This window comes from Wolbachia endosymbiont (group A) of Machimus atricapillus (assembly GCF_964027095.1).
In the GTDB taxonomy this organism is placed as follows: Bacteria; Pseudomonadota; Alphaproteobacteria; order Rickettsiales; family Anaplasmataceae; genus Wolbachia.
On sequence record NZ_OZ034727.1, the window covers coordinates 120,749 to 134,327 of the forward strand.

Annotated in this window: 11 protein-coding genes; 7 read left to right on the forward strand and 4 right to left on the reverse strand. The window is 34.7% G+C overall.

All coding sequences use genetic code 11. From position 1 onward, the window contains the following. Window position 1 precedes the first annotated feature (1 nt). Genes AAGD68_RS00555 through AAGD68_RS00565 form a run of 3 tightly spaced genes read right to left on the reverse strand, consistent with a single transcriptional unit; the run spans window position 2 to window position 3,838 of the window. Window positions 2–1,192: a hypothetical protein gene (locus tag AAGD68_RS00555; protein WP_264374866.1), complete on the reverse strand. Its 1,191-nt coding sequence runs from the start codon at window positions 1,190–1,192 to the stop codon at window positions 2–4. 11 nt (window positions 1,193–1,203) lie between these two features. Next, on the reverse strand, window positions 1,204–3,138 hold the full coding sequence (locus AAGD68_RS00560) for a DUF4815 domain-containing protein (RefSeq protein WP_264687103.1): 1,935 nt from the start codon (window positions 3,136–3,138) through the stop codon (window positions 1,204–1,206). A gap of 16 nt (window positions 3,139–3,154) precedes the next feature. Continuing rightward, on the reverse strand, window positions 3,155–3,838 hold the full coding sequence (locus AAGD68_RS00565; RefSeq protein WP_264374868.1) for a hypothetical protein: 684 nt from the start codon (window positions 3,836–3,838) through the stop codon (window positions 3,155–3,157). A gap of 441 nt (window positions 3,839–4,279) precedes the next feature. Here AAGD68_RS00565 and AAGD68_RS00570 point away from each other — a divergent pair, with 441 nt between their 5' ends. From AAGD68_RS00570 to AAGD68_RS00600, 7 genes are all read left to right on the forward strand, one after another. Beyond that, entirely contained in the window at window positions 4,280–4,771 is a 492-nt protein-coding gene (locus AAGD68_RS00570) for a sigma-70 family RNA polymerase sigma factor (RefSeq protein WP_264374869.1), read from the forward strand. Window positions 4,772–4,847: 76 nt separating this feature from the next. Further along, window positions 4,848–5,654: an ATP-binding protein gene (locus tag AAGD68_RS00575; protein ID WP_264687104.1), complete on the forward strand. Its 807-nt coding sequence runs from the start codon at window positions 4,848–4,850 to the stop codon at window positions 5,652–5,654. Between the two features lie 23 nt (window positions 5,655–5,677). Further along, window positions 5,678–6,484, forward strand: coding sequence for an AAA family ATPase (locus tag AAGD68_RS00580; RefSeq protein WP_341814279.1), 807 nt, complete (start codon window positions 5,678–5,680; stop codon window positions 6,482–6,484). A 32-nt stretch (window positions 6,485–6,516) separates the two neighbouring features. After that, window positions 6,517–7,008 (forward strand): hypothetical protein, encoded by a 492-nt coding sequence (locus AAGD68_RS00585; RefSeq protein ID WP_341814241.1) that lies wholly within the window; start codon window positions 6,517–6,519, stop codon window positions 7,006–7,008. Continuing rightward, the gene (locus tag AAGD68_RS00590; protein ID WP_065095311.1) at window positions 7,005–8,189 is read left to right on the forward strand and encodes an AAA family ATPase; all 1,185 of its coding nucleotides are present in this window, start codon (window positions 7,005–7,007) and stop codon (window positions 8,187–8,189) included. Before AAGD68_RS00585 ends, AAGD68_RS00590 begins: the two co-directional genes overlap by 4 nt. Window positions 8,190–8,224: 35 nt before the next feature. Further along, window positions 8,225–10,297, forward strand: coding sequence for an AAA family ATPase (locus tag AAGD68_RS00595; RefSeq protein ID WP_341814280.1), 2,073 nt, complete (start codon window positions 8,225–8,227; stop codon window positions 10,295–10,297). Window positions 10,298–10,445: 148 nt separating this feature from the next. Continuing rightward, a complete protein-coding gene (locus AAGD68_RS00600; protein WP_264704636.1) occupies window positions 10,446–12,116 on the forward strand; it encodes a hypothetical protein in 1,671 nt (556 codons plus the stop codon). Between the two features lie 963 nt (window positions 12,117–13,079). Here the strand turns inward: AAGD68_RS00600 and AAGD68_RS00605 are convergent. Continuing rightward, entirely contained in the window at window positions 13,080–13,529 is a 450-nt protein-coding gene (locus tag AAGD68_RS00605; RefSeq protein WP_264374875.1) for a hypothetical protein, read from the reverse strand. Between the last annotated feature and the right edge of the window lie 50 nt (window positions 13,530–13,579).

The window sequence follows — 13,579 nt, forward strand, 5'->3', positions numbered from 1 at the left end:
TTTATGTTACTATTACTCTGAGATTTTTGACTTTAGGACGATAAACAACCGTTCCACTCAAAACTAATTTTACCCTAGTCTCATTGCCATTAAAGTTTGTCAGCACATGAGTTCTCTCTACCCAATTTTCTCCAATTGGTTTTCCTGATGTTAAATTTACTAATTGCCATCCTTTGACGCTTTGTTCCACATATGCTTTAACATCTGCAGTGCCAGGTATTAGCGCATCATATGTTATGGTAATCTTAGTGTTAGCTCCTGCTGTAATGCTCCTAGTTACATAATCTCCTTTTTCCCCTATATTACCCATAACTAGCTGTAACCCAGGATAAAGAACTGGACTTTTTTCTTGACCTCCTTTTAGGCTTGCTTTTACCGTTAATTCCCCATTTATTCTTTCACGCAGTGCAAGCGGCAAATTATCAGACAAAAAGTTTTCTCTTCCCTCTTCATCCGTTAAGATAAATTCTACATTGGTATCAAATGCTACTTTTTCGACGTTCGTCAAAACAATTAAATCTGATACATTATTTACAGTAACTTTGCCCAGATCAACAACATGAGAAACTTCACTAAATTTTGCAGCTAGTAGTCGAAACGTTAAATCTAAATTTTGATGTGGAGTCCAGGTACTTGCATTGCTTGATGAAAGTAATACTCCTACTTGATATGGTTGACTCGTTACCCAGCGGCTATTTACTGCATCATATTTGCCAAGTTCTGCTATTTTTACTGCAGTACCAGGATCATCAGTAAGTAATACTATTGCATACTCCTCTCCTGCATGGCAAAACACTGGTGACCACTCTATACGTGTTGCTGTGCCATCTATCTTTATATCTTTTGGCTCAATATAACTTTCAGCAATGACAGTCTGCGAGGGCATTCCCACTGCTGTTTCTCTAATCTGCACAGCAACACGTTTTTTGCCGTTATTTACAAACCATAACTCTAGACCTCCTATGTGTCTGCTCTCATTTAAAGTAAATGTTTGTGCTAAAGGATCAACTCTTCTTGCTGCGATAACTCTTCTTCTTTCTTCTATAGTAATAGTTTTTTTACCAGTATAAGTTGCCTCTCCATAGCTTCCTTTATCCCCATAAAACTGTACTAATTTAGTACCTGCTGGAATGTTTGCTGGTACTTTCACCTTTCCCTTTAATTTTCCCTGGTTGTTAGCTCTTTTTTCCACTTTTTTTTCCTCTATGCCATAGGTATAATAGAAATGCCATCAAATTTTATTTCCTTAAGCTTTTCATCTGGCTCAAAACCTTCAATTTCAAAATTCTGTACTGCTTCTCTCATAAATTCAGTTTCGTATGAAGTACTTGACAGCAGCTCTGTCGTTTCTTTAGCATTAAATACTCTGGTTACTGGACTTTTCCAATTTGTTTTTACCTCCGTCCAGTGATCAATGTTTTTATTTAGAGTAATTTGTGCCGGGACTGGATCAAAAGCTTGATATGGATTGATCTTTTCTCCTTTAGTCTGTAAAAGCTGCTCCAGTACCGGTTCAAGTTCATATGGCAAAAGATATCTTTCCCCACCTTTTTCAATATCTGCAACTTCTACATCTATTGGCAGAACTAGCTCTCTATTTACTATTGCTGCAAACTGCGAAATTCCTTGATCACGCATATCATCATCAAAGAATGGGTCAACAAATACTCCTTTTTTGGTGGTAGGTTCTCTTGAATTTGCATCACTGCGTAAACGTTCCTGTGCAACCAGCGCATAAAGATCATTTATTCCTTTTTTCATTGCTTCAAGCTCATTCATCGGTACAGCATGAATAGCATTATTCACTATTTTTACCCCTTCTTTTTCTCCGTTTTTCCATGTCTGATGAATGTAGCAGAGCAAAAGTTGTCCGCTAGGTGCTTTAGGCATTGATGGTCTCCAGGGATGGGCAATTCCCTTGATTCTTCTCACCACTCCTTTGCTATCGATAGTAATTAAATCAAAGCGGGGCATTTTCCAGGTGTAATCAATCAGAACCAAGCTGTTATCAACTGCTCCTTTTACTTTGCATCCCTCTTCACTTATATCTTCAGGGCTTACATGAGTACGACAGCGGTAAGTTATTTGATAACTACTTCCAGGAGCTGGCTCTTTACCTGGTAATGACCAATCAACGTTTCCTGCATTTAACTTATAGTCTATACTATTTTCATAAATAACATTGCCTTGTTTAATTTGAATAATCTCAAGTACCGCAGAGTCAGGTATTGGATCAACAGCTCCTGAGTATGAACCGTGAGTAATGGTAATGGTTTTTTGAACGGTTATATCTACTTTTTTGATTTCACTTATTGGAAAATCATTAACCTTCAGTTCCATTACTCTTTGGCTATTTGGCTGAAAAGTATGTGGTTCTGATTCAACTGATTTTATATCCGGATCTTCATCAAAAGAAACACGAATACTGTGAGGAAGTTCAATCTCATAGCCATCAACATGAGCTTTGCCCTCATTAATCACAAATATTTTTTTTCCTCCTTCTCCCTCTTCCTTTTGCAGGAACATTACTTCAAGACCATTTACGACGTAGGAACCATTTGCCTCTTTGTCATAACGAGCAAGAGCAGTAGTTACTATGTTTGCTTGTGGAGGTGGTGAATGTTCTATTAATACTCCATTTTCAATGTTATAGATTGGATAAAACTCTCCTTCAGAAAAACGTGGAGAAAGACCTTCTGCTTGATAACCCCAAGTGATAGTAGCTCTAAGCCTTGCAGCTCCTACTTCCTGATAGTTTCTTGTACCAATAGCAGGATCACGAAGGTTTTCATCCTCAAGTTCTGTAATCGTAGATTCTACATAATAAACACCTATGCGAACTGTGGTACTCAGTGGAATAACAAATTCTTCTTTTTCAACTTTTCTAACTGCACCGCGCAGATAGATTTTTCCTGATTCAAGCGTAACTTTACCAGTTTCTCTATCTATAATACAATTGCTTCCCGTTATCACATCACCATCACGAAATATTGCATCTCCTATGCCTTTAAGCTTAGAAAGAGCATACTCCTGAGTCTCATTTAATTCTGCAGACTGTAGACCTCTTCCAGCAAGAAATAAGCTTTTCTCATATTCTTTGTCAGGATTAAAGCGGTTATAATAGGCGTTTAAAGTCATTTAATGCTAGAAAAATTCAAAAAGTTACAACAAATGAAAAAGTTTCCCTGGTTGCTGCAGTTCTGATAAGTGGTACGGTGTGTTCTAAAACTAACAAAATTCCAGGATTTTCCACGTCTTTTGGTTCAAAATATCTCTGTCCTTCAGGTAATCCTTCTTTTATTTTAGTACCAACCATAACCCCTAATTCCCGTATAACTTGATTTGCAGCATCGTTGAAATCGAAGTTAAATTTAAGATATAAGTTATTAGTTGGTACATTAGAAGGGTTAAACCTCCCTGTTGGAGTCAAAAGCTCTCCATTCTCATCACCTGTACAGAATAGCACTTCATCTGCAGTACGTCTGCCAAGTTCATTCAAGAGCTTTATAGAATTTATAGATTCAGGTGGTGTGCTTTGAGTATATTCTACAGTAACTGCACTATTTGCCGTGATAGAGCTATTTTCCGTACGTTTTATTACACCAGTACTGCTATCAACTATATAATCTATACTTGGCTGATAAGTTGTTTGTCCTGTAAAAACCTTCACATCTTTAACAGGTTGATGATCAAGTTTTATTTCACCCTTAACGAAAGTTTTTTCTACTTTATGGCTACTTCCAGAGCTTGCATCACCACTGCCCCAGGCAAGATGTAGAGATTGCTCTTTTATACTTGCTGCTATTGCTGCTCGACCTGATTGTGTGAGTATTGACATTTGAAAGTTTGGCTCCTGTATTATATATATACACGGTTGCTCAACAATTCGTCCAAACAATATAAAAAAAGTTTAAATAATTTTAAGGCAGCTTTTGAAAATCAACTAAATCATAGAAAAGTAGTGCACCAATACAATATTCCACTGTTTAAATAAGATTTTTGGAAATTAGCCAGTCTTTCTAACTAGCTTATATCAAATTTCGTTATTGGGAAGACCAAGGTGAATATATTTTAAATTTCAGCAATTCACTGAAAATCAAACTCTCTCTCATCCGATTTTCATCTGTCTTATTTAATTTTAGAGAAGTCTTATTTGATCTATTAATAAAATAACTATTGTCTTATTCTATTTTTCATAATAGACAAATTACTCTTATTTAAATTCTGCAGGGTCTCGAAAGAAGAATTAGTAATAAATCTTTGATTATTCGAGGTTTTTATGAAATCTAAAAATTCTTTTTCAGGCGTTGATCCAATAATTGTTAAATATATAAAGTACTATGCTAGCTGTCTTAATCATACTAACTGTTTTATTGATAGGAGTCTTGAAGATATAGAGCTGGAACTTTTTTGTGAGGTTTGGCCTTGCCTTAGTTTGTATGATAAAACAAGAAGTAGCTTTAATACTTTTGTTGCTAATTTAACTAGACGTCGTGCTCGTAACCTCTTGCGTAACCAACTATGCACTAAACGTCAGATTAACTTTGGTATTGATGATAACATACCAGATTCTAAATATCTTGAAGATGATATAATGGTATACATTGACGTAAAAAATATAATCTCAAAATTACCGAAATCTCATAGAAAACTATGTGAGCTGCTTAAGGTTTCTACTATTACTGAAGCTGCAAAAATAACAGGTATACCAAAAACAACTGTCTACAACATTTTAAGGCAAATACGCGATAAATTTTCATCTTTAAAATGAGATTTGCTCGATAAGTTTTGGACGAATTACCTAGGTCACCGTGTATATATATCTGAGTGATTAAACCAGGAGAAAAATGAAAATAATTGATAGAGATGAACGAATGAAGACACAAACAGGAGCAAAAATTGTGATCTTTGGTCCTTACGGTATTGGTAAAACCAGCCTCTTAAAGACTATAAGTGAACCAACACTATGTCTTGATTTTGAAGCAGGTCTGCTTGCTGTTCAAGATTGGCAGGGAGATTCAATTAGTGTTCGTACTTGGAATCAAGCTCGGGATATTGCCTGCCTAATTGGTGGTCCGAACCCTGCACTAAAATCTGATCAGGCGTATAGTCAAAAACACTATGAGCATGTCTGTAGCAAGCACAAAGATCTTCTTTCTGAAGTTTCTAAATACCGATGCATCTTTGTGGATAGTATAACCGTTGCTTCACGTTTATGTCTTTTATGGGCAAGGATGCAACCTGAGTGTTTTTCTGATAGATCGGGAAAAGAAGATAAAAGAGCTGCTTATGGGTTACTTGCTCAAGAGATGATGGCATGGCTCAATCAGTTTCAACACATCAGAGATAAAGACATCATCATAGTTGGCACACTAGGTCAATATCTCGATGACTGTAATCGTTCAACATGGCTACCTCAATGTGAAGGGGCTAAAACTGCTAGTGAGATTCCAGGGATAGTTGATGAGGTAATCAGCATGGTTGGAATCAAGAAAGATGATGGAACAGAGAAACGTTCATTTGTCTGTCAGACTATTAATTCTTGGGGATATCCAGCTAAAGATCGCAGTGGCTGCTTGAATATGGTTGAAGAACCACATTTGGGTAAATTACTTGCAAAAATTAAAGCCAAAACTTTGGCACCTATTGCTTAATTAAAAATTGGAGAATAATTATTATGGAACAAAGCTTTTTCAATATCGGTCAAAAAATTCCCTTTTTCAGTGTGAAAGAATACTTGAATGATCAATCACCAATACCAGAAGATATAATCTCACCAAGAATTTTAACAAAAAGAGGCTTATTGGTACTGGGTGGCCCACCTAAAATCGGCAAAAGCGACTTTTTGATCTCTTGGCTTGTCTACATGGCTGCTGGTAGATCATTTCTTGGTATGATGCCAAATAGACCTTTGAAGATCTTCTACATGCAAACTGAAATTGAGTATGACTATATGAAGGAACGTTTGCAACAGCTTCAACTTGATAAGGAACTTTTGGATATAGCTGCCAATAACTTAATTATCACGCCAAAAGTGCAATTATCTTTCAGCAGTGAAGAAATAGATGAAATCAAAAATACTGTTAAAGAGCGTTTTAAACCTGATATTATTGCAATTGATCCTCTTCGTAACATTTTTAACTCAAGTGAATATGGTAATGAAAATGACAACAGCGCTATGCTATTCTTTTTGCAAAAAACGCTTGAAAGACTGAGGAACATTATTAATCCAGATGCAGGTATAATCCTTACCCACCACACAAAAAAACTATCCAAAAAGATGCTGGAAGAAGATCCATTTCAAGGCCTAAGCGGTGCTGGATCTTTACGTGGATTTTATAGCACTGGCATGGTGATGTTTGCTCATGATGAAGAAAGCACTACCCGTCAAATAGTGTTTGAGCTGCGAAATGGTGAACGTGTGGCAAGCAAGCTTGTCGATAAGATAAATGGTCGTTGGAAACTTGTAGACCAATGGAGTTGATTCTTTTTTTTACTTAATTTATAGGGAACAATATGCTAACAGATTTTTTAACTGATTTTAATACTGCAAAATTAAAGAGTAATTTAATACCAAAAGGTACAATAGTCAAGGTAAAAATGGCAATTAAACCAGGAGGTTATGAAAATTGGTTCACTAAAAGCTATGCTACCGGCAGCATCTATTTAAACGCTGAATTTACTGTCACTGAAGGTCCATATGCAAAACGCAAGATTTTTCAAGTAATTGGTATTAAAAGTGGCAAAGCAAGAGTTGAAGGAGAAGATACTTGGGGAGAATCTGGTCGTTCTATGCTTAGAAGTATTTTGGAGTCAGCACGGAACATTCATTCAAATGACACTTCAGAAAAAGCAGCTATTGCTAGAAAAGTCAACTCTATAGCTGACTTTAACGGGGTAGAGTTTACTGCAAAAGTTGGTATTGAAGCTGATCGGTATGGAGAAAAGAACAAGATTGCTACGGTTATTACTCCAGAACAATCTGAAGTTGATTGGTTGCCATTTTGAAGTACGACGAAGAGAAGCTCTGGATTGCTGTAATTGAGAGAGCTATCAAAGATGCAGCAGGAAAAAATCTAGAGCTAAAGAAAGAAGCAATTAAATGGTTTGATTCAGAGTCTTTTGAAACTGTTTGTGAGCTAGCTAATCTCAGCTCTAAACGTATGAAAAGTATGTATGGGGGTTTTATGCAGAGAAAGGAAATAAAAGGATTATTGATTGATAATATTAAGGAGTGTGTACCTTACCTAATTCCAAACGGTAATTTTTATCGAGAGAGGACTTATGTTGGCAACTGTGACGGGGATATGATTACAGTTAAAATAGTGGGTAAAGAAGCTGGAAATTGGCATAATTTTACTAAAGGAATTAGTGGTGATATCATTGATCTTTGGACTTTAGTGAAAGGTGATATAAATTCCGCTAAGAAGTGGTTAAATACTAAAGAAAACACAACAAAACATAAAATTACATCGTTTTCAGCAAGGCATTACTTGAATGATAAATCACCAATGCCAAAAGATATAATAGGCCCAAGAATTCTAACTCCAAGTGGTCTTTTGGTCATAGGTGGAACTCCAAAAATAGGAAAAAGTAATTTTCTACTTTCCATGTTAGTACATTTAGCTGCTGGAGTATCATTTCTTGGTATGAAGCCTGCAAAGCCACTTAAGATATTCTATCTACAGAATGAAATGGAATATGATTACATAAGAGAGCGCTTACAGAAGCTAAGAATCAGCAAGAAAATCCTTGATGAAGGAACAGAAAACTTAGTTATTACTAAAAAAGTACAGTTAACTTTGAATGTGGAAAAAATAAAGGAAATTATGTCGGAAAATCTCGATGTAAAAACAGTTGATCTTATAGTAATAGACTCTGTTTTTGATTATAGGAGTATGATCTCTTTTCTGCAAAATAGTATTGATGAACTACGCTCTATAACTAATCCTACGGCTGGAGTAATAGTTACACATTACACAAAAAAAGTGTCAACAACCACGTTAAAAAAGAATCCATTTCAAGCATTGAGTGGTGCTAATGTTTTAAGAAGTTTATATACATCTGGAGTAATGATATTTAGGCCAGAAAGGAATACTCTGCAATTGATGTACGAACTTAAAAACGGCAAACCAATACCAACAAAATTCATAAACATGGTTAACGGACGCTGGATAGCCACAGCTTAACCAAATTTCTAAACTTTAAATATATTGGAGATTTTATGGGTATCTATTGTGATTTTAATACTGCAGCTCCACGAAAAAATGCACCGTTAGTAGAAAAAGAACAACTTAAAGCTCAGCTTCTGTTAAATATCAGATCATGCCTTTCATATCTATTACCAAGAGGAACTTTTCGTGGTGATAAGTTTTATGTAGGCAATGTACAAGGTGATAAAGGAAAGAGTCTAGTAGTAGAATTAAGTGGTAGTGAAGCTGGCCTATGGCATGATTTTGCAACAGGAGAAGGTGGTGACATTATCGACCTTTGGGCGGGAGTAAATAGAAAAAGTACAAGAATAGAGTTTCCTGAAGTAATGGCTTCTATAGCTGAGTGGCTTGGTCATTTCAAAACTTCAAGTAGTCCAACTGCATATTGGGATTATTACGGTGAAAACGGCCAAGCTATTGTTAGAATCTATCGTTACGATGATGATAATGGGAAGCGATATCTTCCTTTTGATATAAAAAAGTCCGACTTTGGTGCACCGAAGATAAGGCCACTCTATAATATTCCAGGTATTTTGAAGTCCGATAAAGTTATTCTTGTTGAAGGAGAAAAATGTGCAGAAGCGCTGATAGAGAAAGGAATAACTGCAACAACAGCAATGTCTGGAGCAAATGCACCTATTGAAAAAACAGATTGGACTCCACTTAAAGGTAAACACATTATTATATGGCCAGATAATGATGAAGCAGGTAAAAAGTATGCTGAAAATGCTACTACAAAACTTATTAGTTTAGGTATTGCATCACTTTCTATGATTAAAATTCCAGAGAATAAACCGAAAGGCTGGGATGCTGCTGACTATTTACAAGAAAGCATAAACGTCTCTGATTTTATCAAGAACAACGCAAAAAAAGTAATGATTAAACCGCCACTAAAGATTTTAGACTGGAGTGCAGAACGCTTTGTAGGTCCGGTACCAGAGCAAAAGTTTCTTGTTGAGGGAGTATTTCCTTTAGGAGTTACTTCAATAGTGGCTGCTATGGGAGATACAGGTAAAGGCATGCTTCTTCTTGATCTAGCACTTAAAGTTATAAGTGATAAAGATCAGATATGTAGTTTTGGTTCATTTGTTACTGAGCATGGATCAGTGGTAATTTTTTCAGCAGAAGATGATGCAAGTGAGATACACCGCCGCTTAGAACGACTTGACCCTAAGTGCGAAAGGTTAAAACATAAAGATAAATTATTTATTGTACCACTGCCAAATGTCAGAGGATCACTTACAATACTCAGAAATGTTCGTGGTAAAATCGTTGAAATTTCTCCTGAATTTGAATCAATCATGAAGCAGCTCGAGGAAATAAAAGATCTAAAACTGATAGTATTTGATCCACTTGCTTCATTTATTCATGCAGATATAAATGCTGATCCTGCTGTAGGAGATTATCTGATGTGTTTGCTATCTGATCTAGCGTGTAGTACTGGAGCTTCAATTATTACTGCTCACCACATGAGAAAACCAAAAGGAGAAAAACCTATACTAACTGTTGAGCAAGCAAGAGATGCAATTAGAGGTACCTCTGCCCTTGTTAATGGTGTTAGATGTTCATATGCTTTTTGGCCAATAGAAGATACAGCTAAGCAAGAAATCTTTAGGTCAATGGGGGAAACTCCAAGACAAAATGCTTTATTTAACGGGGCAGTTGTTAAGGCAAATGGGTTAGCTGATCGCACTGTACGTACTTACCTAAGAAATCAAGAAACAGGACTACTAGAAGATATAACAGCGCAATTAAAAGTTAAAGATGTTAGTGATAAAAGTCTTAAGATATACCTTATCAATGCAATTAAACGATCTGCTATTGCAGGACATCCATTTACTCATACAGGAAGCACAGGAGTATATAAACAACGGCATAGGCTACCTGAAATTTTTTACAATATGGGAAGAGACAAACTAGAACGTATGGTACAGGAACTTTTACAGGCGAAGCAGTTAGTAAAAGGAATGTCTAAAGGTTCAAGAGAGGATAAGTGGCTTGACGTTACAACAGGACCATTTGCTTGTGGTGTAGGAAAATTCACTCCTGGAGCTGAGGATTTTAGCTGTAGAGAAAACTTATAAATCTCTACTTTATTTATAAATCCCTCATACAGGTTTAAAGTACTATAAATGGGATTCGAAAATATACTATCAGTTTTCTTAATATCTTATCAAATTATTTATCATTATATGATACAACTTACAGCATATTTATAGTAAGGTGTTAATTATGAAAGAGGCAAAGGAGAATCCAGTAGTTAGATTAAAGGCTACAGCTAAAGAATTCAATTTTAGTAAATTAAGAGTAGATCAAGCTAATAAATTGGCGAATTCCGGTGAAACAATGTTCTTAGATTTTCAAAGGATGAATTTTATTATTAACGGAAAAGAAATAGATAAAAATTTTATTATTGCATTTAAGGAAGGAGCTAAGTACCGCAGAAGCGAACTTTTTAATAGTGATGATATATATAATGACGAAATATTTAACAAAAAAGGAACAAGAGAAATAGATACGGATCATGGCAAAGCATTTGTTGCTTCAGTACTTAAAGATATTGAGAAAGAGATTGTACAAGATGCATTTGGCGAGTTGTGGAAGGATCATTGCGAAAATCCTGAAACTGCTGATAATCAAAAAACTGATTCATATAAGAAAGAATTTAAAGAATTTTACAATGCTGGTCAAGAGTATACCGATCTACTACCTATAGAGAGAGATGAAAACAAGGATTACCGTTCCTTTGCAAAAAAAGTTTTCAAAAAAATGTTTAGATACGCTGGGGCAGAAGTTCCAAGTGATGCTATTTTAGAAGAGCTAGTCACCAATTGTAATCAAGCCGGGTATGAGGCTGCTCCATTTATACAAACCCAACTTGCACTTGGACAGTCGTTCATAGTAGAAAATCCTAAAAAAGTAATAAACATTGATTGTGCTAACCAAAATAATGTAAGAATTAGATCTAACATGAAGCTACCAATACTTTCTGTCAAAGATCATATGCATGGAGATAAAATATGTAATCTGTCCAGTTCATTGGAATTTATAATTGAATCTTGTGATGATAAAGACTTTGTAACATACAGAGATGGTAAATTATCACTTACTATTCCTAAAGAGTTGGAAAACTATAAAGATAATGGCAAGACCTTGTTTGACATTATTAAAGAATATTTTCAGAAATTCTGTGCAGAATTAGGGTTTAAATATGAGACAAAAATACAAATAGAGCATGTCTTAGGTACTCAAATTAAAGTAAGTAACCATTTAGATGGTACGATATCAACCACAGGATCAGATGCAAATGAAGAGTTCATCAATCTTTTAAGGAAAAATCTCAGAGGGAGGTTATTGGGACCAGGAGTTACTCTAGGGGGTGAAGATGTTGATGATATTATTGAAGTCAGAGTATCTGCAGTTATGGATCTATTAAGTGATTATGCTAAATTGGAAGATAATAAAGAAAATAGAGAGTTATTAATAAGTGAAGTAGCAGATAATTTAGGGCTTTTCTTTCAAGGTAAAATAGCACCAGAAGTATTGAAAGAGTTTGATGATAAAATAATAAAGTTGATGAATAGCGAAGGTATAGAAAGTAATATAGATCAACATGTAATGGAATTAGAATCTTTACCTTCTTTGATAAAAGGTGAGGTTGATCATAATCAAGTCCAGTGTGTTGTAAATATTTTTACCAATTTAATTATTGAAGGGAAAAGAGAAATATGCGAAAAAAAAGGTGCGATTAATGCAATTGATGCAATTCATAAGAAGGTAGATAAGGCAATTATTGAACAAGAAAAACAAGCAACCAATAAACAAGATATAGAAAATGATAAATGGACAGATAGAATCAAAAAACAGAGATTATCTATGGAACCACATGAACATTTACATTAAAAACACTGGTATGCTCTTTAAATATCTTAGAGTTTAATCTATTTTTTTATTCAATCTACTTAATCAAAAATATTAACTTTGGAGCCAGAAACTACAACCTATTATAAGCTATGATTTCAATTAAAAAGGGATAAGACATCAAATGGTTGAATTACATTCCTGATTCCTGGGTTATTCACTAAACAGTTAGAAATCAAGGAAGCTAAAACCTGCATAAAACCTAGACTTTTTGACCTACATTCCTAAAAGCATTCCTAGTAACTACATACTTAAAGTGAGCTAATATGGCTGATTTTACCATTCCTAAAACCCTTATATATTATATATATATAATAACAATAGTAATAAATAATAAATAAAATAAATATATAAACTACAAATAAAAATTATCAAAAAGAAGGAAGATCAAAAAGACCACTGCAAAACATTACTTAGATTTTATGAAAAAGATACAATTTAGAGATAATTGCAATTAGTGCGGTTTTAAAGGGATTTTACGACTTCATGGTAACAATTGATCACTGAGACCTAAGTTGCTCGTGTAGGATAGCTTAAAACTCAATTACGAGGCATTTCTTTTGCTTTAAACTTTTATCTTTGTAGAAGAAACCCTTGCCTAGCTTATCACGTTTTTTATTCGTTGTAAAATATTTTTTCAAAATAATAAACCAGATGAACGGCAAAGAACAGAAGCGACTGCGAGACGGAATGCTTTGTGTTGAAGGCCTTGTTTTCCTTTTCTACCTTACTATAAACTACTGATTAAAGATACAAAAATAAAAAGAAGCAAATACAGTATTTTAAAGCATTTTATGAGTTTAGGTTTGTGTGTTTCTATCTTATACTAAAGAGCCTCTATAATACCGCTAAAAACGCGAATAAAAGGCATACAAACTCTATATGAATGTAATCCATTATAAGAGATGAATAAGTTAGAGTTTTGAGATTAACTCAAGTAAATTGCTACAAAAAACGTCCTGTAGACTTAGCAGCACCTAAAGAAAGTATAAAAGGATTGAGACGATAACCATGGTCTTTGCAAGAATATCCTGGCCAGCCAATGTTTTCAATAACGTCGTTACAATTTGCACCAAGCTCTTTGGATAAAATTTCTTTTATTGCTTTAATCATTCTATTTAGTGGCCTTCTAATCTTGTACTCTAAATTGTGAATTTCTGAATTAAAACCCAAGAGCTCTCCTAGTTGATTGATATTAAGGAACTTATATTTTTCTGCTGGCAATCCGCTTTTGAAATCCTGCCAAAACTGAGCTAACAAAACGTGCATAATACCAAGGCGTGCTACTGAATGCTTACTGATAATTTGAATGTTATTTATGTAGATTGAGTTATTTATAATATGCAAATGTAGTATCTTAGGCTGAGATAGCTCAGTGGATGGAACGAGCAACATTTATTAACTTATTATGTTTAATAAACTTATTATAGTATATCTTCAATAAA

Excerpts from the sequence above, each read along its gene's own strand:
- AAGD68_RS00560 (WP_264687103.1), bottom strand. The coding sequence starts at position 3,138 with ATGACTTTAAACGCCTATTATAACCGCTTTAATCCTGACAAAGAATAT.
- AAGD68_RS00580 (WP_341814279.1), top strand. The coding sequence starts at position 5,678 with ATGGAACAAAGCTTTTTCAATATCGGTCAAAAAATTCCCTTTTTCAGT.
- AAGD68_RS00565 (WP_264374868.1), bottom strand. The coding sequence starts at position 3,838 with ATGTCAATACTCACACAATCAGGTCGAGCAGCAATAGCAGCAAGTATA.
- AAGD68_RS00595 (WP_341814280.1), top strand. The coding sequence starts at position 8,225 with ATGGGTATCTATTGTGATTTTAATACTGCAGCTCCACGAAAAAATGCA.
- AAGD68_RS00575 (WP_264687104.1), top strand. The coding sequence starts at position 4,848 with ATGAAAATAATTGATAGAGATGAACGAATGAAGACACAAACAGGAGCA.
- AAGD68_RS00600 (WP_264704636.1), top strand. The coding sequence starts at position 10,446 with ATGAAAGAGGCAAAGGAGAATCCAGTAGTTAGATTAAAGGCTACAGCT.
- AAGD68_RS00585 (WP_341814241.1), top strand. The coding sequence starts at position 6,517 with ATGCTAACAGATTTTTTAACTGATTTTAATACTGCAAAATTAAAGAGT.
- AAGD68_RS00570 (WP_264374869.1), top strand. The coding sequence starts at position 4,280 with ATGAAATCTAAAAATTCTTTTTCAGGCGTTGATCCAATAATTGTTAAA.
- AAGD68_RS00605 (WP_264374875.1), bottom strand. The coding sequence starts at position 13,529 with ATGTTGCTCGTTCCATCCACTGAGCTATCTCAGCCTAAGATACTACAT.